Annotated in this window: 15 protein-coding genes; 8 read left to right on the top strand and 7 right to left on the bottom strand. The window is 72.3% G+C overall.

Features of this window, described 5'->3' with window-relative positions:
- Window positions 1–62: 62 nt before the first annotated feature.
- From ACIP6U_RS02360 to ACIP6U_RS02350, 3 genes are all read right to left on the bottom strand, one after another.
- A complete protein-coding gene (locus ACIP6U_RS02360; protein ID WP_401711690.1) occupies window positions 63–1,220 on the bottom strand; it encodes a homoserine O-acetyltransferase in 1,158 nt (385 codons plus the stop codon).
- The gene (locus tag ACIP6U_RS02355; RefSeq protein ID WP_401711688.1) at window positions 1,221–2,579 is read right to left on the bottom strand and encodes a bifunctional o-acetylhomoserine/o-acetylserine sulfhydrylase; all 1,359 of its coding nucleotides are present in this window, start codon (window positions 2,577–2,579) and stop codon (window positions 1,221–1,223) included.
- A 350-nt stretch (window positions 2,580–2,929) separates the two neighbouring features.
- Window positions 2,930–5,146 carry an NADP-dependent isocitrate dehydrogenase gene (locus ACIP6U_RS02350; protein WP_401711685.1) on the bottom strand — a complete coding sequence of 739 codons (2,217 nt, stop codon included), beginning with the start codon at window positions 5,144–5,146 and terminating at the stop codon, window positions 2,930–2,932.
- A gap of 274 nt (window positions 5,147–5,420) precedes the next feature.
- Here ACIP6U_RS02350 and ACIP6U_RS02345 point away from each other — a divergent pair, with 274 nt between their 5' ends.
- The gene (locus ACIP6U_RS02345) at window positions 5,421–6,971 is read left to right on the top strand and encodes a M1 family metallopeptidase (RefSeq protein ID WP_401711682.1); all 1,551 of its coding nucleotides are present in this window, start codon (window positions 5,421–5,423) and stop codon (window positions 6,969–6,971) included.
- Between the two features lie 10 nt (window positions 6,972–6,981).
- Here ACIP6U_RS02345 and ACIP6U_RS02340 read toward each other — a convergent pair whose 3' ends face one another.
- The 3 genes from ACIP6U_RS02340 to ACIP6U_RS02330 form a co-directional block, all read right to left on the bottom strand.
- On the bottom strand, window positions 6,982–8,076 hold the full coding sequence (locus tag ACIP6U_RS02340) for a mechanosensitive ion channel family protein (protein WP_401711679.1): 1,095 nt from the start codon (window positions 8,074–8,076) through the stop codon (window positions 6,982–6,984).
- Window positions 8,077–8,225: 149 nt separating this feature from the next.
- The gene (locus tag ACIP6U_RS02335; RefSeq protein WP_401711676.1) at window positions 8,226–9,740 is read right to left on the bottom strand and encodes an amino acid permease; all 1,515 of its coding nucleotides are present in this window, start codon (window positions 9,738–9,740) and stop codon (window positions 8,226–8,228) included.
- Between the two features lie 26 nt (window positions 9,741–9,766).
- Window positions 9,767–10,756, bottom strand: coding sequence for a hypothetical protein (locus tag ACIP6U_RS02330; RefSeq protein WP_401711673.1), 990 nt, complete (start codon window positions 10,754–10,756; stop codon window positions 9,767–9,769).
- Window positions 10,757–11,135: 379 nt separating this feature from the next.
- On the opposite strand from ACIP6U_RS02330, the gene ACIP6U_RS02325 reads away from it, so the two are divergent.
- The 4 genes from ACIP6U_RS02325 to ACIP6U_RS02310 all read left to right on the top strand — a co-directional run bounded on the left by ACIP6U_RS02325 (window position 11,136) and on the right by ACIP6U_RS02310 (window position 16,263).
- Window positions 11,136–12,575: an FGGY family carbohydrate kinase gene (locus ACIP6U_RS02325; RefSeq protein WP_401712886.1), complete on the top strand. Its 1,440-nt coding sequence runs from the start codon at window positions 11,136–11,138 to the stop codon at window positions 12,573–12,575.
- Window positions 12,572–13,975 (top strand): FAD-dependent oxidoreductase, encoded by a 1,404-nt coding sequence (locus tag ACIP6U_RS02320; protein WP_401711670.1) that lies wholly within the window; start codon window positions 12,572–12,574, stop codon window positions 13,973–13,975. Before ACIP6U_RS02325 ends, ACIP6U_RS02320 begins: the two co-directional genes overlap by 4 nt.
- Window positions 13,976–14,189: 214 nt before the next feature.
- Window positions 14,190–15,404, top strand: coding sequence for an NAD(P)/FAD-dependent oxidoreductase (locus ACIP6U_RS02315; RefSeq protein ID WP_401711668.1), 1,215 nt, complete (start codon window positions 14,190–14,192; stop codon window positions 15,402–15,404).
- A gap of 145 nt (window positions 15,405–15,549) precedes the next feature.
- A complete protein-coding gene (locus ACIP6U_RS02310; protein ID WP_401711665.1) occupies window positions 15,550–16,263 on the top strand; it encodes an SDR family oxidoreductase in 714 nt (237 codons plus the stop codon).
- Between the two features lie 25 nt (window positions 16,264–16,288).
- On the opposite strand, the gene ACIP6U_RS02305 is transcribed toward ACIP6U_RS02310, so the two are convergent.
- A complete protein-coding gene (locus ACIP6U_RS02305; RefSeq protein WP_401711662.1) occupies window positions 16,289–17,269 on the bottom strand; it encodes a YbhN family protein in 981 nt (326 codons plus the stop codon).
- A 207-nt stretch (window positions 17,270–17,476) separates the two neighbouring features.
- Here ACIP6U_RS02305 and ACIP6U_RS02300 point away from each other — a divergent pair, with 207 nt between their 5' ends.
- The 3 genes from ACIP6U_RS02300 to ACIP6U_RS02290 all read left to right on the top strand — a co-directional run bounded on the left by ACIP6U_RS02300 (window position 17,477) and on the right by ACIP6U_RS02290 (window position 20,657).
- Window positions 17,477–19,375 carry an ABC transporter ATP-binding protein gene (locus ACIP6U_RS02300; RefSeq protein ID WP_401712883.1) on the top strand — a complete coding sequence of 633 codons (1,899 nt, stop codon included), beginning with the start codon at window positions 17,477–17,479 and terminating at the stop codon, window positions 19,373–19,375.
- Between the two features lie 196 nt (window positions 19,376–19,571).
- Window positions 19,572–20,144, top strand: coding sequence for a hypothetical protein (locus ACIP6U_RS02295; protein ID WP_401711659.1), 573 nt, complete (start codon window positions 19,572–19,574; stop codon window positions 20,142–20,144).
- Between the two features lie 156 nt (window positions 20,145–20,300).
- On the top strand, window positions 20,301–20,657 hold the full coding sequence (locus ACIP6U_RS02290) for a GNAT family N-acetyltransferase (RefSeq protein WP_401711657.1): 357 nt from the start codon (window positions 20,301–20,303) through the stop codon (window positions 20,655–20,657).
- Window positions 20,658–21,183 lie beyond the last annotated feature (526 nt).

The raw sequence follows: 21,183 nt of genomic DNA, 5'->3' as shown, positions 1-21,183 counted from the left end.
GGGCGGCCCGGAGCAGCAGCCGGCCCGGGACAACAGCCGGGCCCGCGAGCCGGCGCCAACTGTCAGCCGGGGCCCAGGAGTTCCCGAACGAGCTCCCCGACCCGCTCCGTCTCGATCAGGAACCCGTCGTGCCCGTACGGCGACTCGATCACCCGCAACCGGTCGGCGGTCGGGATCAGCGCGGCCAACTCGGCCTGCTGTGCGAGCGGGTAGAGGCGGTCGGAGTCGACGCCCGCGACCAGCGTGCGCGCGGTGACCCGGCTCAACGCGGACCGGGTGCCGCCGCGGTCCCGGCCGACGTCGTGGGCGTTCATGGCCTCGGACAGGACCACGTAACTGCCCGCGTCGAAACGGTGGACCAGCTTGGCGGCGTGGTGGTCGAGGTAGGACTCGACCTGGTAGCGGCCGCCGTTCCAGGGATCCTCGGTGCCCTGGGGTGTGCGGCCGAAGCGGAGCCGGAGTTCGGGTTCGCTGCGGTAGGTGACGTGGGCGAGTCGGCGGGCGAGGCCCAGGCCGGTGCGGGGTCCGCGGGCGGTGTCGTGGTAGTCGCCGCCCTGCCAGTGCGGGTCCGAACGGACGGCGTGCAGCTGGATGTTCGACCAGGCGATCTGCTCCGCGCTCGCCGCCGCCGTGGTGGCGAGCAGCAGCAGCGCGCCGGTGCGCTCGGGGTGGGACACCGCCCACTCCACGGCCCGCATCCCGCCCATCGACCCGCCGACGACGAGTGCCCACCGCTCGACGCCCAGCGCGTCGGCGAGCCCGGCCTCGGCGGCGACCTGGTCGCGCTGGGTCAGGAACGGGAAGGAGCCGCCCCAGCTCCGGCGCCCGTCGGGACGCGTCGACGCCGGTCCCGTACTGCCCTGGCAGCCGCCCAGGACGTTCGGGGCGACGACGAACCAGCGGTCGGTGTCGAGCGCGAGCCCGGGGCCGACCAGCCCGTCCCACCAGCCGGCGGTCGGGTGCCCGGGCCCGGCCGGGCCCACGACATGGCTGTCGCCGGTGAGGGCGTGCAGGACGAGGACGGCGTTGGCGCGGTCCGGCGCGAGCCGCCCCCAGGTCTCGAACGCCAGCCGCGCGCCCGGCAGTTCACCGCCCGCCTCCAGCGGGAGCGGCTTCTCCGGGGTGTGCCACCGGCGCCGCCCGGGCGGGTCCCCTTCCCGCCAGGCCCCGGTGGCCGGCGGGAGGGGACCATCAGGAGCAGCGGTGGCGGCCGCCGGCACCTACGCGCCCTTGGCCGCGCGGAATCCGGCCTCCAGGTCGGCCTTGAGGTCGGCGAGGTTCTCGATGCCGACCGACAGGCGCACCAGGCCCGGCGAGGTCCCCGTGGCGGCCAACTGCCCCTCGTCCAGCTGGCTGTGGGTCGTGGACGCCGGATGGATGATCAGGCTGCGGACGTCACCGATGTTGGCCAGGTGGCTGAACAGCTCCACGGCGTCCACGAACCGCTTGCCCGCCTCGACGCCGTCCCGCAGCTCGAAGGAGACGACGGCGCCGGCCCCGCGCGGCAGGTACGTCTGCCCGGCTTCGTACCACTGACTGGACGGCAGGCCCGGGTAGTGGACGGCCGCCACCTCGTCCCGCTGCTCCAGCCACTCGGCCAGCGCCTGGGCGTTCGACGAGTGCCGCTCGATGCGCAGGCTCAGCGTCTCCACGCCCTGGAGCAGCAGGAACGCGGAGTGCGGGGAGAGCGCCGGGCCGAGGTCGCGCAGCAGCTGCACCCGCAGTTTGATCGCGAAGGCGCCCGGGCCGAGCGCCGGCCAGTACTGGAGGCCGTGGTAGCTCGGGTCGGGCTCGGTGAAGTCCGGGAACCGCTCCGCGTGGGCTCCGAAGTCGAAGGTGCCGCCGTCCACGACGACCCCCGCGATGGTCGTCCCGTGTCCGCCGAGGAACTTGGTCGCCGAGTGCACGACGATGTCCGCGCCGTGCTCGATGGGCCGCAGGAGAAAGGGAGTCGGGACGGTGTTGTCGACGATCAGCGGTACGCCCGCCTCGTGCGCCGCGTCCGCGACCGCCCGCACGTCGAGCACGTTGCCCCGCGGGTTGCCCAGCGTCTCCGCGAACAGCGCCTTGGTGTTGGGCCGGATCGCGGCCCGCCAGGCCTCGATGTCGTCCGGGTCGTCCACGAAGGAGACCTCGATGCCCAGCTTCGGCAGGGTGTGCCGGAACAGGTTGTAGGTGCCGCCGTACAGCGACGTACTGGAGACGAGGTGGTCGCCCGCGCTCGCCAGGGTGAGGATCGCCAGGGTCTCCGCGGCCTGTCCGGAGGCCAGGGCCACGGCCGCCACACCGCCCTCCAGCGCGGCCACGCGCTGCTCGAAGACGTCCTGGGTGGGGTTGTGGATGCGGGTGTAGATGTTGCCGGGCTCGGCGAGCGAGAACAGGTCGGCGGCGTGCCGGGTGTCCCGGAAGACGAACGACGAGGTCTGGTAGATCGGCGTCGCGCGGGCACCGGTGGTCGGGTCGGGCGCGGCACCCGCGTGGATCTGCTTGGTCTCGAAGGACCAGGCCGAGGTGTCGGGGCCCGCGGGTTCGTCCTCGGGCGTGTGACCGGCGGTGACGGAGTCGATGGGCTGGCTCATGGTGCTGCTCCTCGTGCAAAGGGGCATGCCGGCGTACGCGTGCGGACACGCGGGAGCACGGCAGCGGAAGGCGGGGGAAGGGCCGGAGGGGAGCGTCAGCTCACGGCACTACACGCAGTGGTGGTCACGCGCACGTAGTCGACGTGGCGCCGGGTCACGAGCACCGTCATACGACGAGCGAACCACGGATGATCGGCGCGGACCAGCGTCTCGTCGCGCGTGACACAGAGCCTTCATGAACCGGTACGGGGCTTTTGGTGATCCGGTGCGGCGGTGGGGCCCGGGGCCCGCAACGCAGCCGCCCCGGCCGGGAGAACCCGGCCGGGGCGGCGTACGAGATCAAGCGGGCGTCACAGGGACGCGAGCGCCTCGTTCCACGTGGTCGAGGGGCGCATGACCTTGGCCGCCTTGGCCGGGTCGGGCTGGTAGTAGCCGCCGATGTCGACCGGGGAGCCCTGGACGGCGAGCAGTTCGCCGACGATCTTCTCCTCGTTGGCGGCGAGCGTCTCGGCCAGCGGCGCGAAGGCCTTGGCCAGGTCGGCGTCGTCGGTCTGCGCGGCCAGCTCCTGCGCCCAGTACAGGGAGAGGAAGAAGTGGCTGCCGCGGTTGTCGATGCCGCCGACGCGACGGGTCGGGGACTTGTCCTCGTTGAGGAAGGTCGCCGTGGCGCGGTCGAGGGTGTCGGCGAGGACCTTGGCCCGCGCGTTGCCCGTGAACTCGGCGTACTGCTCGAGGGACGGGACCAGCGCGAAGAACTCGCCGAGCGAGTCCCAGCGCAGGTAGTCCTCCTTGACCAGCTGCTGGACGTGCTTGGGCGCGGAGCCGCCGGCGCCCGTCTCGAACAGGCCGCCGCCCGCCATCAGCGGGACCACCGACAGCATCTTCGCGCTGGTGCCCAGCTCCAGGATCGGGAAGAGGTCGGTCAGGTAGTCGCGCAGCACGTTGCCGGTGACGGAGATGGTGTCCTCGCCGCGGCGGATGCGCTCGACCGACAGCTTGGTCGCCTCGACCGGGTTGAGGATCCGGATGTCCAGGCCCTCGGTGTCGTGCTCCGTCAGGTAGGCGTTGACCTTGGCGATCAGGTTGGCGTCGTGCGCGCGGGTCTCGTCCAGCCAGAAGACGGCCGGGCTGCCGGTGGCGCGGGCACGGGTGACGGCCAGCTTCACCCAGTCCTTGATCGGCGCGTCCTTGGTCTGGCAGGCGCGGAAGATGTCGCCGGCCGAGACGGCCTGCTCGATCACCACGTTGCCCGCCTGGTCGACGAGGCGGACCGTGCCGGTGGCCGGGATCTCGAAGGTCTTGTCGTGGCTGCCGTACTCCTCGGCCTTCTGCGCCATGAGACCGACGTTCGGGACCGAACCCATCGTGGCCGGGTCGTAGGCGCCGTTGGCACGGCAGTCGTCGATCACGACCTGGTAGACGCCGGAGTACGAGGAGTCCGGCAGCACCGCGAGGGTGTCGGCCTCGGCGCCGTCCGGGCCCCACATGTGGCCCGAGGTGCGGATCATGGCCGGCATCGAGGCGTCGACGATCACGTCGGACGGCACGTGCAGGTTGGTGATGCCCTTGTCGGAGTCGACCATCGCGAGCGCCGGGCCCTCGGCGAGCTCGGCGTCGAAGGAGGCCTTGATCGCGGCGCCCTCGGGCAGCGCCTCCAGGCCCTTGTAGATACCGCCCAGACCGTCGTTCGGGGTCAGGCCGGCCGCGGCGAGCGTCTCGCCGTACGCGGCGAAGGTCTTCGGGAAGAAGGCGCGCACCACGTGACCGAAGATGATCGGGTCGGAGACCTTCATCATCGTGGCCTTGAGGTGCACGGAGAACAGCACGCCCTCGGCCTTGGCGCGGGCGATCTGCGCGGTGAGGAACTCGCGCAGCGGGGCCACGTGCAGCACGGACGCGTCGACGACCTCGTCCGCGAGGACCGGTACCGACTCGCGCAGCACCGTGGTGGAGCCGTCGTCGCCGACCAGCTCGATCCGCAGCGAGCCCGCCTGGGAGATCACCGCGGACTTCTCGGTGGAGCGGAAGTCGTCCACGCCCATCGTCGCCACGTTGGTCTTGGACTCGGGGGTCCAGGCGCCCATGCGGTGCGGGTGGGTCTTGGCGTAGTTCTTGACCGAGGCGGGGGCGCGCCGGTCGGAGTTGCCCTCGCGCAGCACCGGGTTCACGGCGGAGCCCTTGACCTTGTCGTAGCGGGACTGGACGTCCCGCTCCTCGTCGGTCTTGGGGTCGTCCGGGTAGTCCGGCAGCGCGTAGCCCTGGCTCTGCAGCTCGGCGACGGCGGCCTTGAGCTGCGGGATGGACGCCGAGATGTTCGGCAGCTTGATGATGTTGGCCTCGGGCGTCTTGGCCAGCTCGCCGAGCTCATGGAGGGCGTCCGGGATCCGCTGGTCCTCGGTCAGGTACTCCGGGAACAGGGCGATGATCCGCCCGGCCAGCGAGATGTCCCGCGTCTCCACGGCGACCCCCGCCTGCGAGGCGTACGCCTGGACCACCGGCAGGAAGGAATACGTTGCCAGGGCAGGGGCCTCGTCAGTGTGCGTATAGAAGATGGTCGAGTCAGTCACCGGGTGCTCCGCTCCACGTCTGCAACATTGCTCGACATCAAGATATCTCGTGACCGACGTCGGCTCGACAGCGGTCCGTCCGGACTTCCGGACAACATCCCGCTCCCGACGTCCGGACAACATCCTGCTCTCGCGATGCAACCTCCGCGCACGATCTTGGAGTCATAGAGGGGTGATCGCACTACTCGGGTGGATGACCCGGGTCGTGCGACGCCAGCGCACGACTCATCCGACGGCCGGACCGACCACCCGGCCGCCCGAGCGAAAGCGGATCATGAGATATCGCACCAGAGTGACCGCCCCGGCTGCCGCCCTGATCGGCACCGCCGCAGCCATGACCATCGGCACCCAGGCCTCGGCGGCCACCAGGGACGGGGGCACCACGGGCGGGGGGACGCCCGGGCCCGAGACGTTGGGGGACTCCGTCTACCCGAGCCTCGGCAACGCCGGCTACCGGGTCTCCGCCTACCACCTCGACCTCGCCTACGACGCGACCACCAAGCTGGTCGAGGGCAAGGCGACCCTGAAGATAACCACCACCCAGGCCCTCACCCGGCTCTCCCTGGACGCCCTGGGCCTGGACATACGCGCCGTCCGCGTCAGCGGCCGCGCCGCCACCTTCGAGCAGGTGGGCGAGAAGCTGCGGATCACCCCCGCCCGTCCGCTGCCCACGAAGGCCCGGACGACGATCTGCGTCGAGTACGGCGCCGACCCGGCCCGCGCCCTCGCGCACACCGCCTGGGTCGTCACCCCGGACGGCTTCGCGATCTGCCCGCAGCCCAACTCGGCGCACACCGTCTTCCCGTGCAACGACCACCCGTCGGACAAGGCGGACTTCACCTTCCGCGTCACCGCACCCGCGGGAACACGCGGTGTCGCCAACGGCCTGCTCACCGGCACCGAGGCGCTGGCCGACGGCCGCACGGCGTACTCGTACAAGTCCCGTGAGCCGATGGCCACCGAGCTGGCGCAGATCACCGTCGGCGACTACGTCATCAAGGACCGGCAGGGCCCGAACGGCCTGCCGCTGCGCGATGTCGTCCCGGCCGCCCGCGCCGCCGCCCTCGAACCGGCGCTCGCGCTCACCCCGAACCTGGTCCAGTGGCTGGAAGCGCGCCTGGGCGCCTTCCCGTTCGAGACGTACGGCCTGCTGCCGGCGAACACCGACAAGGCGGACGCCTTCGACTTCACCGGCCTGGAGACGCAGACCCTCACCCTGTACAAGCCGAACTTCCTGCTCCAGGCGGAGAAGGCCATCGGCTCGCACATGATGCACGAGCTGGTCCACTCCTGGTTCGGCAACCTCGTCAGCCCCGGCAACTGGGCCGACCTGTGGCTGAACGAGGGACACGCCGACTTCTACGGGCTGCTGTACCGCTACGAGCGCGGCTGGGCCGACTCCATCGGCCTGACCACGATGGAAGCCCGGATGAAGAACACCTACGCGCTCGGCGACCAGTGGCGCCGTGACTCGGGGCCGGTGGCCGCGCCCAACGAGGCCAACCTGTTCGACAACCAGCGCTACCTCGGCGGTGTGCTGGTGCTGTACGCCCTGCGCCAGCTGGTCGGCGAGAGCGTCTTCGCGAACATCGAGAGCACCTTCCTGAACCGCTTCCGCAACTCCTCGGCGACGACGGACGACTACATCGCCGTCGCCTCGGAGGTCTCCGGCCAGGACCTGTCGGGCTTCCTGCGCGACTGGCTCTACGGCACGAAGACCCCCCGGATGCCCGGTCACCCGGACTGGACGGTCACGCCCGCGAGCTCCACGCTCGCGCCGCGCAAGCGGACGAGCGGGCACCACGACAACTCGGCGACCCTGTAGGTCACCTGGCTCATTCGGGGTGGGCGGCAGTCATGTCGCCCACCTCCGCCGAGCTGCGCTGCTGCGGAATCGACAGCGATCCCTGCTGGAGCGCCACCGTCCGCGTGGGCGCCGGGATCCGGATGCCCTCGTCGCGGTAGCGCCGGTGCAACTGCTTGATGAACTCGTGCTTGATGCGGAACTGGTCGCTGAACTCGCCGACGCCCAGGATCACGGTGCAGCCGATCCGGGAGTCCCCGAACGTGTGGAAGCGGACCGCCGGTTCGTGCTCCGGAAGGGCGCCGCTGATCCCGGTCATCACGTCCGCGATGACCTCAAGGGTGACCCGCTCGACGTGCTCCAGGTCGCTGTCGTAGCCGACTCCGACCTGGACCAGGATCGTCAGGTCCTGCTCGGGACGCATGAAGTTGGTCATGTTCGTCTTCGCGAGCTGCCCGTTGGGGATCACGACCAGGTTGTTGGACAGCGCCCGGACCGTCGTCTGACGCCAGTTGATGTCCTCGACATAGCCCTCCTCGCCGCTGCTCAGCTTGATGTAGTCGCCGGGCTGCACGGTCTTGGAGGCGAGGATGTGGATACCCGCGAAGAGGTTCGCCAGGGTGTCCTGGAGGGCGAGCGCGACCGCCAGACCGCCCACGCCCAGGGCGGTGAGCATCGGGGCTATCGAGATGCCCAGCGTCTGGAGGACCACCAGGAAGCCGATGGCGAGGACCAGTACGCGGGTGATGTTCACGAAGATCGTGGCCGACCCGGCGACCCCGGAGCGGGACTGGGTGACCGCCCGCACCAGACCGGCGATCACCCGGGCCGACGCCAGCGTGACGACGAAGATGAGCACCACGGTGAGCGTCTGATTGACGTGGTGCTGCACCGACTTCGTCAACGGCAGCGCGGCGCCCGCCGACGCGACGCCGCCGAGGAACGCCGCCCACGGCACGACGGTGCGCAGCGCCTCCACGATGACGTCGTCGCCGCTCCAGCGGGTGCGGTCGGCGTGCCGACCGAGCCACCGCAGCAGCATGCGCAACAGGAACGCGGTCAACAGACCGGCGGCCAGGGCGATTCCGGCATGGACCCAGTCGTCCAGGGTGAGCCCTCGGGTCACCGGTCACCTCCGACCAGCTTGTGCGCGGCGCGAGTTGCCGCCGGGAACCGGATGTGAAGTGTCGTCACGTTGCCACCTGCTCGATACGGGAAGTGCGAGCGTTCATCGTGCCCTATCCCGCACGGCAGTTCGTACCTGACCAGCGCGGATCAGACAATACCCTCCGCGAGTTCGGCCTGCTCGTGGTCCGATCCGTACGCGGCCGTCCTGGGCGTTCCGTACGAACGGCGGGCGACATACCACCACACCGTGGCGAGGACGAGTACGACGGCGAGCGCGACGGACGCGTAGTTCATCGAGTCGACCGTCACCGGCGACGACTGCGGCAGGCAGAACAGCACCGTCACGCAGGCCACCCACACCACGGCGACCCAGCCGACCGGTTTGCTCCACCGGCCCAACTGCCAGGGCCCGGGCGTGAATCGGTCGCCCGCGCGCAGCCGCAGCAGGACGGGGATGGCGTACGCCGGGGTGATGCCGATGACGTTGATGGCGGTGACCGCGCCGTACGCCGTCGCCGAGTACAGGGACGGCAGCGCGAGCAGACCGGCCACCACCACGGCCAGCCAGACGGCCGCCACCGGGGTCTGGGTGCGGGTGCTGACCTTGCGCCACAGGCCGGAGCCGGGCAGGGCGCCGTCCCGGCTGAAGGCGAACACCATGCGGCTGGCGGCGGCCACCTCGGCGTTGCCGCAGAAGAGCTGGGCCACGATCACCACGAGCAGCAGCGCGCTCGCGCCGTCGGTGCCCAGACCGTCGAGCAGGATCTGCGCGGGCGGCACCCCGGTGTCGCTGGCCCTGGTGGCGGCGTAGTCCTGGATGGCGAAGGTGAGACCCGCGAGCAGCACGAAGCCCGCTATCCAGGACACCCAGATGGAGCGCACGATCCCCTTCGCCGCCGACACCGAGGCGTTGGAGGTCTCCTCGGAGAGATGGGCCGAGGCGTCGTAGCCGGAGAAGGTGTACTGGGCGAGGAGGAGGCCGATCGCCGCCACGTAGAGGGGGTTGGACCAGCCGGTGTCGTTCACGAACTCGGTGAACACGAAGGACGGCGACTGGTGGTGGTCGGGGACGATCGCCAACGCGCCGACGATGGCGGCGACTCCGGCCAGGTGCCACCACACGCTGATCGAGTTGAGCACGCTGACCAGCCGGACCCCGAACAGGTTCAGCACGCCGTGCAGCAGCAGGATCGCCACGAAGATCAGCATGGTCTTGCCCGGTGTCGGCTCGAACCCCCACTGGATGCTGGCGAACGCGCCCGTGAACAGGGCGGCCCCGTAGTCGATGCCGGCGATCGCGCCTAAGAGACCGAGCAGATTCAGCCACCCCGTGTACCAGCCCCAACGCCGGCCGCCGAGCCGGTCGGCCATGTAGTAGAGGGCGCCGGAGGTCGGGTACGCGCTGGTGACCTCGGCCAGCGCGAGCCCCACGCACAGCACGAACAGGCCTACGCCCGCCCAGCCCCACAGCATCACGGCGGGGCCGCCGGCGCCCATGCCGAAGCCGTACAGGGTCATGCAGCCGGACAGGATCGAGATCACCGAGAAGCTGATCGCGAAGTTGCCGAAGCCGCCCATCCGGCGGGCCAGCACCGGCCGGTAGCCGAGTTCGCGGAGGCGCTCTTCTTCGTCGTGCGGGTGGGGACTGCTCGTGCTCGACATGCGGAAACCTCCGGAGGGAAGGACGGTCAGGACTGCTTGCGCGCCGCCGAACTGCGCGTCCGGGCCTGGAGGAAGACCTCCAATGCCTGGGCACGGTCGCCGGGGTCGGCTGCGCGGTGGATCCAGGGGACGGGCGTCCAGTACGGGCCGAGCGCGTCGAACACCCGGGCCGCGTCAGGGAATTGGAGGGCGCCCCACAGAGCGTGGGCGAGATGGTTGAGGTCGAGCGGGGAGCGCTCGTCGCTGCGGGTGACCTCGAACCAGGAGTGCAGGGCCTGCCGGGTCTCACGGCCGGCGTCCTCGGCGACCCAGTGCAGATCGAGCGCGGCGTCCCGGGCGCCCGTGCGGCGATAGCGCTCGACGCGTACGTACAGCGGCAGGACGTGCAGGGCGGATCCCGGCGGTGCCGTGTCCGCGGCCCACTGGGCGAACCCGGTCGCCTCCGCGAGGCGTCCGGCGGGGCCGCGCGCGTACAGGAACTGCAGCATGCGGTGGTACGCCTCGCGGTTGTACGGGTCCCGCTTGCCGGCCTCCGCCAGCAGCCCCCACGGCCCCGGCGGCAGCATCGCCTCGGGCGGCGCCACCCGGTGCTCGGGCCGTAACTGCTCCCGGTCGAGCGGGGCGAGGGCCAGCAGACACACCCAGGGGACAGGGTCCTGCGGTGCTGCCCGGGCCGCCGCGTCGCACGACTGCCAGGCCTCCCGCCACAGTTCACGCGTGCGGCCGTGGTCCTCCCGGTGCGCCCGCAGCGCCCGCTCCACGGCGACCCGGGCGTGCATGACGAGGGCCGGGACGCTGTGCGGTTCCTCGTCGAGCCAGGTCCGCACGACGTCGGTGCCGGCCGCCGCGGTGGCGAGCACCTGGGTGCGCTGGGTCCACCGCCACCATGTGGTGGTGTCGGCGAGCAGGCCGCGCATGGACATCCAGCGTCCGGTGCGCAGGTCCTGGAGGGCGGCGCGCAGGGCCGGGTCGTGCCCGGCGGGGTCGTAGGTGGGACGTGCTCCTTCTCGGGCCATTCAGCCGCCCGCCCCGTGGTGGGGGCGGGGCCTGGCGGAGTGGAGTAACAAACAGCCCTCCTGCGGGCGACGATCGAGGGGTGTGCGATCGGACGGCGGCCACTGTAGGGGTGCGGGTCCCCTCGCTCCACCGGTTTCCCTGATGCTGGCGTATACCCGTGGGTCCAAAGGGAGTTGACCAGTCGTCAGCGTTGCTTGACGCGGTAGGCGGCGCGGCGGCAGTCTGGCGCGCAGTGATCGCCGGGAGAGCTGAGCCGAGAGCCGGGATGAGGGAACCGGGACGGGGGAGTCGAAGGGGTTCGGGATACCGGGCGTTCTGTCTTTTCGGGATGTGCAAGGGATTTCGTCGGGACAGGAGACTTCGTTGGCAGACGCAGCGATGACAGGTGCGGTACTCGCCGTCGACCAGGGCACGTCCGGCACCAAGGCACTCGTCCTGTGCCCCGAACGCGGCGTCATCGGCACCGGGTTCGCCGCCGTGCACCCCCGCCATCTGCCCGGCGGCCTAGTGGAGGTCGACCCGGAGGAGCTGTACCGCTCGGTGCTCGACGCCGGCTCCCGCGCCCTCGCCGAGGCCCGTGAACCCGTCGTCGCCCTGGGCCTGGCCAACCAGGGCGAGACCGTCCTGGCCTGGGACCCGGACACCGGCCGCCCGCTCACCGACGCCCTGGTCTGGCAGGACCGCCGCGCCGAGACCCTCAGCGCCGAACTAGCCCCGCACGCCGACGAGTTGCGCGCCCTGACCGGCCTGCCCCTGGACCCGTACTTCGCCGCCCCGAAGATGGCCTGGATCCGCCGCCACCTCACCCGAGAGGGCGTCGTCACCACCAGCGACACCTGGCTCGTGCACCGCCTCACCGGCGCCTTCGTCACCGACGCGGCCACCGCGGGGCGCACCCAACTCCTCGACCTCGACCGCGTACGGTGGTCGCCGCGCGCCCTGGACCTGTACGGGCTGTCGGACGAACGGCTCCCCGAGATCGTCGACAACGCTCAACCGGTCGGCATCACCCGCGAGTTGGGACCGGAGCTGCCCGTCACCGGCCTCGCTGTCGACCAGCAGGCCGCCCTGCTCGCCCAGCGCGTCACCGCCCCCGGCAGCGCCAAGTGCACCTACGGCACAGGCGCGTTCCTCCTCGCCCACACCGGCGACGCACCACGGCACGGCACCTCGGGACTGGTCAGCTGTGTCGCCTGGCGGGTGGCCGGCCGCACCGGCTACTGCCTCGACGGCCAGGTCTACACGGCCGCCTCCGCGGTGCGCTGGCTCACCGACCTCGGCGTGATCAAGGGAGCGGGCCACCTCGACACGGTCGGCGGTGCTGTTCCCGACAGTGGTGGCGTCACCTTCGTCCCGGCCCTCGCCGGGCTCGCCGCCCCCTGGTGGCGCGGCGACCTGCGCGGCTCGCTCACCGGACTCGGTCTCGACACCACCCCCGGGCACCTGGTGCGCGCCCTGTGCGAAGGACTCGCCGCCCAGGTCGTCGAACTCGCCGAGGCGGCCGCCACCGACCTCGGGGAACCCCTACGGGAACTGCGCGTCGACGGCGGCCTGACCCGCTCGGCCCTGCTCATGCAGACCCAGGCCGACCTGCTGCAACGCCCCGTCGAGGTGTCCGCCCTGCCCGACGCCACCGCGCTCGGCGTCGGCACCCTGGCCCGCATCGGTGCCCGGCCCGGGCTCACGGTCGCCGACGCACTGCCGGACTGGAAGCCGGCCGCCGTCTACGAGCCGCGCATCACCGCCGACGAGGCCGCCGAACGCCTGGCCGGCTTCCGCCGTGAGGTCGCCGCACTGCTGGACCGGGCCCCCGCGTGACGGTCACCGCGAGCGGGCTGCTGCCCCGGACCGTGTACGACGTCGCGATCGTCGGCGCCGGGGTCGTCGGCTGCGCGATCGCCCGCCGGCTGGCCCGCCACGCGGATCTCCGGATCGCCCTCGTCGAGGCCCAGGACGACGTCGGCCAGGGCACCTCGAAGGCCAACACCGCCATCCTGCACACCGGGTTCGACGCGGTCCCCGGCTCGCTGGAGGCGCGGCTGGTCCGGGAGGGGTCCCGCCAACTCGCGCTCTACGCAGCCGAGTCGGGCATCCCCGTCGAACCAGTCGGCGCGCTGCTGGTCGCCTGGGACGAGACCCAACTCGCCGCCCTGCCGGGCCTGGCCGAGAAGGCCGAGCGCAACGCCTACGCGGACGCACGCGAGCTCGGACCCGCCGAACTCTACGCACGAGAACCGCACTTGGGCCCCGGCGCCCTCGGTGCCCTGCACATCCCCGGCGAGAGCATCATCTGCCCCTGGACGACGACTCTGGCGTACGCCACCCAGGCGGTCCGGCACGGAGTGGACCTGCACCTCAACTCCCGGGTGGAAAAGGTCGGTCGGGAGGGCGGCGTCCACCGCCTCGGCACCACCCGCGGCCCGCTCCGCGCCCGCCGGCTCGTCAACGCGGCCGGGCTGCACGCCGACACCCTCGACCGACGGCTCGGCCACGACGACTTCGCGGTCACCCCTCGCCGCGGCCAACTCCTCGTCTTCGACAAGTTCGCCCGCGCCCTGGTCCACCACATCCTGCTGCCCGTTCCCACGGCACTCGGCAAAGGCGTCCTGGTCGCCCCCACCGTCTACGGCAACGTCCTGCTCGGCCCGACCGCCGAGAACCTGCGCGACAAGCACGCCACCGGCTCCACCGCCGACGCCCTGTCCCGCCTGCGCGAACAGGGCCGCCGCATCCTGCCGGACCTGCTCGACGAGGAGGTCACCGCCGTCTACGCCGGACTGCGCGCCGCCACCGAGCACGAGGACTACCGCATCCTCGCCCACCCCGAGCAGGCCACCGTCACCGTCGGCGGCATCCGCTCCACCGGCCTCACCGCCTCCCTCGCCATCGCGGACCACGTCACCGCCCTACTGGCCGACACCGGCTTGGAGTTGACCCCACCCCGTGACCTGACCCCGATCCACATGCCCAACCTCGGCGAGGCCTTCCCCCGCCCCTACCAACGCCCTGAACTCATCGCCCAGGACCCCGAGTACGGCACCCTCGTCTGCCACTGCGAACGCGTCTCCCGCGGCGAGATCCGCGACGCCCTCACCAGTACGATCGCGCCCCATACCGTCGACGGACTGCGCCGCCGCACCCGGGCCCGCTCCGGCCGCTGCCAGGGCTTCCACTGCGGTGCGGCCGTACGGGCGTTGTTCGAGGGGGCGCGGGGGTGAGGGCGGTGGAGGTGCTCATGGTGGATACCGGCCTGGCGGCCGCGGCTCGCCCGGCCGTGGCGGGCGCGGGTCGCGTCGACGTCCTGGACAGGGAGTCGCGGGCCGCGGAAGCGCGGAGGCATCGCGTGCCCGGCGGCCTCGGGGGTCGGCCGTGCCGGCTTCTCCGCCTCACCTGCGCCCGCCTGCTCACCGCCGCTTTCGAGGGGGCCCGCGCATGAGGGACGTCGATGTCCTCGTCGTGGGCGCCGGCCCGGCCGGCCTCGCGGTCGCCGCTCGCCTGGCCGTGGCCGGCGTGGGTCAAGTAGAGGTGCTGGACCGTGAGTTGCGGGCCGGGGGAGTGCCGCGGCACTGCGCCCACGGCGGCTTCGGTACGTGGCTGCATCCGCTCACCGGCCCCGGTTACGCCCGCCTGCTCACCACGGTGGCGGCACGCGCGGGCGCGGTCGTCCGCACGGGAGTGACCGCCCTCGACTGGGCGGGCCCACTGTCGCTCACCACCGTGAGTCCCGACGGCCCCGAGACCCTCCGCGCCCGCGCGATCGTCCTGGCCACCGGCGCCCGCGAACGCCCCCGCGCCGCCCGGCTGGTACCCGGCACCCGGCCCGCCGGCGTCCTCACCACCGGCGAACTCCAGCAGGCCGTCCACCTCCACGGACAGCGGATCGGCAGCCGCGCGGTGGTCGTCGGCGCGGAGGACGTCTCCTACGCCGCCGCCGACACGGTGGTGGCGGCCGGAGCCGATGTCGTCGCCATGGTCACGGAGTTGGCGTACTCCCAGTCCGTGCCGGTCCGCGCCCAGACCACCCGACTCCGCCACCGCGTCCCTCTCCTGACCGACACGACCGTCGTCGAACTCCTCGGCCACGGACGGCTGTCGGGCGTGCGGGTACGGCACCGGGCGGGCCGTACGGCCGTGCTGCCCTGCGACACCGTCGTGTTCACCGGCGACTTCGTCCCCGACCACGAACTCGCCCGGCGCGGCGGCATCGACCTGGACCCCGGCACCCGTGGCCCCGCCGTCGACGGTGCCCTGCGCACCTCCCGCATCGGCGTCTTCGCGGCCGGCAGTGTGCTGCACGCCGTGGAGAGCGCGGCCACGGCGGCCGAAGAGGGGACGCACACGGCCCGTGCTGTCCGGGAGTGGCTCACGGGTACGACCTGGCCGACCGGCGTCCCCCTCACCGTCGCCCCACCCCTGCGATGGATCGCCCCGAACCGTGTCACTCCGACTGACCGTCACCCGTACGTCCTGCGTACCGCCACCCTCCTCAACCGTCCCCTCCTGCACGTCACCCAGGACGGTCGCCTGCTGCACCGCCAGCGCGTTTGGACGGCCGTCCCGAACCGCACGGTGCGGCTGGCTGCCGGCTGGGCGGGCGGGGTCGATTCGGAGGGCGGTCCGGTCGAGGTGACGGTCGGCCGCCCGTGAACACTCCGGTCGAGGTGGGCGCCGGTCGTGCGTGAACGCCCCGGATCTCGCACAGTCCGCGCCGCCCCGTTGACCGTCCGTCCGTTGATCCACCCGCTGTGCGACGCTGAGGATCCCGTACCGATCCCTTACCGAGGGAGTGCCGATGGCAGTCGAGCGCACGGCCCCGCCGGTCGCCCTGGTGACCGGCGCCAACCGCGGCATCGGGTACGAGGTCGTACGGCAGCTCGCCGACCGAGGGCATCGGGTGCTGCTCGGCTCCCGTGACCTCGGCAAGGGCCGCGCCGCCGCGGCCCGTATCGACCCGCGGGGCGAGCGTGTGACCGCCGTCCAGCTCGACGTCTCCGACGCGGCGAGCGTGACCGCCATGGGCGAGTGGGTCACCCGGGAGGTGGGGCGCGTCGACGTCGTCGTGAACAACGCCGCGATCCTCTACGACACCTGGGCCCAGGCCCGGTCCGCGGATCTGGCCGAGGTCCAACGCGCCCTGGACACCAACCTGTTCGGTGCCTGGCGGGTCACCCAGGCACTGCTTCCGCTGCTCCGGCGCAGCCCGCATCCACGGGTGGTCATGGTCAGCAGCGAGGCCGCCTCCCTGCAGTCGATGAGCGGCGGCACCCCCGCCTACGGCGTCTCCAAGGCCGCGCTCAACGCCCTCACCTGCCTGCTGGCCGGCGAACTGCGCCGGCAGCGCGTCCTCGTCAACGCGATCTGCCCCGGCTGGGTCGCCACCGACATGGGCGGTGGCGGTGGCCGGCCCGTCGCCGACGGCGCCGCCGGGATCGTCTGGGCGGCCACCCTGCCCGACAACGGGCCCACCGGCGGCTTCTTCCGGGACGGCAAGCCCGTGCCCTGGTGACACCACCCGGTGTGACCGACCGGGCTCAGATCACCTTCAACCGCACCAGCGCACCCAGCGTCAACGCCCCCGGCAGCAACGGCAGCCACACCGTGATGATCCGGTACGCCAGCACCACCGCCGTCGCCACGGCCGCCGGGCCGCCCGCCGCCACCAACGCCACGATCAGCGCCGCTTCCACGGAGCCGATACCGCCCGGCGTCGGGACCAGCGCGACCGCGACCGTCGCCGCCAGATAGGCCACCGCCATGTGCGCGGGCGGCACCGAGAGGCCCAACGCCTGTCCGACCAGGACCAGTCCGGCCGCCTGGAGCGCGGGGAAGGCGAGCGAGCCGCCCCACAGGGCGAGGGCGCGGGAGGGCCGGGTGTGCACCGAGCGCAGTTCGCCCAGCGCGGTACGGAGGAAGGACAGCGCGGCCGCCCGCAGCCGTCGTACGAACGCGAACACCGTACCCGCCACGAGCAGTACGCCGCCGACGGCGATCAGCAGCGGGCCGATCGCGCCCTCGGGCAGCAGCTCGCCGAACCGCAGCGCATCCGGGAACACCAGCAGCAGGGCGACCAGCAGGCCCACCCTGGCGACGCACTCCGCCAGCAGATACAGGGCGAGCGCGGCCGATGAGCGGGCGAGCGGGATCCCGCAGACCGACATGAACCGCAGGTTGACGGCGCTCGCGCCGAGGCCGGTGGGCAGGAGGTGGTTGGCGGAGCCGGCCGCGAACTGCGTGGCGAGCAGCCGCCGTCGGGGCAGCCGGTCGACGACCGCGCCCTGCCGGGTGAAGGCGGCCGCCACCCAGGTCAGACAGGTGGCGCCGACCGCGGCCAGCAGCCAGGGCAACTGGGCCTCCCGGAGATGGCCGAAGCCCTCGGCCAGTACCGACCAGTGCTGCACGGCGACGGCGACGACCAGCAGGAGCGGAAGCAGACACAGGATCTGGCGGACCGGGACGCGTCGGGGGAATCGTCCTTCGGGGAGTGGTCCTTCGGGGAGCTGAACCGTGGTCACATCTGAAGAGGGTCTCCGCACCGCGCCAACGGCGGGTGGCTGAATCACGGCCAGAGGCTTACAGGCGGACAGCGGCTGGGGAGGGGCTGTCATGGGGTCCTTGGAGTCCTTGAGGGAATGGGGGGCGTGGGGGTTCCTGGGGAGCGGTGGCTTTGAAGGCGCCTTGACCTCAACGATGCTTGAGGTTCTACGTTCTCTCCCATGAGCATGGAGACCACGGCGTGGACACAGCTGCAGAGTGTCATGAACGCCCAACAGGAGAGCCGCCCCTTCGCCCGCGCCACCCTGCGCCGCATCGGCGCCTACGCCCGTCCGCACCGGGCGCGCATCGCCCGGTTCGTGGTGCTCGGGGTGGTGACCGCACTGCTCGCCGTCGCCACCCCCGTCCTGGCCGGACGCGTCGTGGACGCGATCGTGTCGGGCGGCGACGAGGGCACGGTCGTACGCCTCGCCCTGCTCATCGCCTTGATGGCGGTTCTGGAGGCGGCGCTCGGCATCCTCGGCCGAAGGCTCTCGGCGACCCTGGGGGAAGGGCTCATCCTCGATCTGCGGACGGCTGTGTTCGATCATGTGCAGCGCATGCCCGTCGCGTTCTTCACACGTACTCGTACGGGTGCGCTCGTCTCCCGTCTCAACAACGACGTCATCGGCGCCCAACGCGCGTTCAGCAACACCCTGTCCGGAGTGGTCAGCAACCTGGTCACGCTGCTGCTGACCCTCGCCGTCATGCTCACCCTGTCCTGGCAGATCACCCTCCTCGCGCTCGCGCTGCTCCCGGTGTTCGTGATCCCGGCCCGGCGCATGGGCAGCCGCATGGCCGGCATGCAGCGCGAGGCGGCCACGCTCAACGCGGCGATGGGCACCCGGATGACCGAGCGCTTCTCGGCCCCCGGCGCCACCCTCGTCAAGCTCTTCGGGCGCCCGGAGGAGGAGTCCGAGGAGTTCGCGGCCCGCGCCCGCCGGGTCCGTGACGTCGGCGTCCGCACCGCGACCGCCCAGTCGGCGTTCATCACCGCCCTCACCCTCGTCTCCTCCCTGGCGCTCGCCCTGGTCTACGGCCTGGGCGGCTGGTTCGCCCTGCGCGGCACCCTGGAGCCGGGCGCGGTCGTCTCCCTCGCCCTCCTTCTGACCCGTCTGTACGCACCGCTCACCTCGCTGGCCGGCGCCCGGGTCGAGGTGATGAGCGCACTGGTCAGCTTCGAGCGCGTCTTCGAAGTACTGGACCTGGAGCCCCTGATCACCGACAAACCGACCGCCCGCGAGGTGCCCGAGGGCCCGGTCGCCGTCGAGTTCGAGAACGTCCGCTTCGGCTACCCGTCCGCCGACAAGGTCTCGCTCGCCTCCCTGGAGGAGGTCGCCTCCCTCGACACCCGCGGCGGCGCCGAGGTCCTGCACGGCATCTCCTTCCGCGCCGAACCCGGCCGGACCGTGGCGCTCGTCGGCTCCTCCGGCGCGGGCAAGTCGACCATCGCCCAACTCCTGCCGCGCCTGTACGACGTCGACGAGGGCGCCGTACGCATCGGCGGCACCGACGTCCGCGACCTGACCGGCGCCTCCCTGCGCTCCACGCTCGGCATGGTCACCCAGGACGGCCACCTCTTCCACGACACCGTCCGCGCCAACCTCCAACTGGCCAGGCCCGGCGCGACCGAGGCGGACCTGTGGGACGCCCTGCGCCGTTCCCGCCTCGACGACCTCGTCCGGTCCCTGCCCGACGGCCTCGACACGGTGGTCGGCGAGCGCGGCTACCGGCTCTCCGGCGGCGAACGCCAACGCATGACCATCGCCCGGCTGCTGCTGGCCCGTCAGCGCGTGGTCATCCTCGACGAGGCCACCGCCCATCTCGACAACACCTCGGAGGCCGCCGTCCAGGAAGCCCTGGCCGAGGCACTGTCAGGCCGCACCGCGGTGGTCATCGCCCACCGCCTCTCCACCGTCCGCTCGGCCGACCAGATCCTGGTCGTCGAGTCGGGCCGGATCGTGGAACGCGGCACGCACGACGAGCTGCTGACGGCCGGCGGACGGTACGCCGAGCTGTACCGGACCCAGTTCGAGCGGCAGCCCGAGGACGCGGTCGCGGACACCTCTCGTGAGGCGGCCGCGTGAGGGGGCCCGTACCCTGACGGCCGAACGCGCGGGCGGTACGGAAGACGGTGTGCGTGGGCGAGAACCCGCAGGTAGGCGCTTTCTCGAAGGCACAAGGGGGCGGGGAGCCCGGCGCGCGGCCGGTTGCGGGGTGCCGACGGGGTTCTCACGGTGAGCCCTAGAGAGCTGCACCTGACAGCCCCCGAAAGGAATGTGCATGTCCCCCCTGGTTTCCCGTGGACTGCTCCTGCCGTCCCTCCTCTGCGCCGCGCTGGTCTTCGGCCCCGTCGTCGGCACCGCCTCCGCGCAGTCGTCCGTCCCCGGGGCGTCCACGGCCGCCGGGGCGCAGGACCTCGGCGTATGGCTCGACGACCTGCGGGAGGTCCGCGGTACCGCCGCGGCCGACCCCCTGCTCGGCGTGCTGAGCGACCTCACCGACCGCACCGGCCGACCGCTCGACGCGACGGAGGCCGCCGCGTACACCAAGGCCGTCGAGACCGCGTACGCCTCGCTCAGGCAGCGCGTGCAGGAGCGGCCCGCCGCCCCCGCCGGCGCGACGGCCCTGGCCGCCGACCCGATCTCCGACGCCGTGGCCCAGCTCCAGTCGGCGGTCGACAAGCTGGTCTCGGCGCTGTCCTCCCTCGACCTGGGCGCGGTACTGGGCGCGGTCACCGGCCTGTTGTCGCCGGTGCTCTCCCTGGTCACCGGCGTCCTGGGCAGCGCGGTGCCGCCGCTGCCGGCGCTCCCGCCCCTGCCCGCGCTTCCCGCACCGGGGAGCCCGGCTCAGTAGCGGGACCTCGGCGACGACGGCCGCCCGGCGGGACCCCTCGCCGGGCGGCCGTCGCCCATCGCGGATTCCTTGTGATCGAGTGATCATCGTCCGTTACGCTCGGGAGACCGACGCCGGCCGTACCGGCCTGATCCGCCGATTCCCAGGAGCGTGTTCATGAGCGACATCGAGATCCGCGACGACCGGACGGCGGGCCGCCTGGAGGCCTTCGGCGACGGCGGCGCGGACGGCGAAGTCGTCGGCCACATCCAGTACTTCGTCCTCGAGTCCCCCGAGCGCGCCCTGGTCCCGGTCCACACGATCGTGGAGCCGGCCCACGAGGGAAAGGGCATCGCGGGCCAGCTCGCACGCGAGGTGTACGCCATCGCCGAGCGCGAGCGAATCGTCGTCGCCCCGCTCTGCCCGTACGTCGTCAAATGGGCCGCCCGTCACCCCGAGGTCGCCCCGCAGTCCGACCCGGAGCTGCTGCGCGCGGCGAAGGAGTGGCTGGTGGCGCACCCCGGACGGTTCTGACCGCCCCTCGGCCCACTTGGTCCTCGTACCGTCACACGGGAGCGCGAGTGTGAAGGCGGGTGTCGGGTACGCGGGGGAGTAGTCCAGAGCAGACATCCACCCGCACGCACCGAGGAGGCCTCGATGACCGAGCCCTACCCCAGCCCCACACCCGGTCCGGCCCCCGTGCCGGACCCGTACCCTTCCCCGGGCCCCGAGCCGGCTCCTCCCGGCCCGGCCCCCACGCCGAACCCGCCGCCGCCGACCCCCACCCCGCCGCCTCCGGCACCGGCACCTCCGGGCCCGGCCCCGACCCCCGATCCGGTCCGCCCGGACCCGATGCCGGCCCCGGAACCGCTGCCGACCCCGGAGCCGGGCCCACCGCTGACCTGAGCGGACACGCACGAAAAGACGGTGGTGGGGCGCCCCGGGAGGGGGTGCGTCCACCCGCGCCGATTGTTTTACCCCTTGGCGCCGCGCGCGCGCGGGACGCGGTGACCACAGCGCGGTGGCCCCCCCCCAGCGGGGGGGAACCGCCGTCCATTTG

The sequence above is a fragment of the Streptomyces sp. NPDC088794 genome (assembly GCF_044750545.1).
GTDB lineage: Bacteria > Actinomycetota > Actinomycetes > Streptomycetales > Streptomycetaceae > Streptomyces.
Note: the sequence above shows the minus strand (reverse complement) of the source record. Positions and strands in the feature narration are given on the sequence as shown.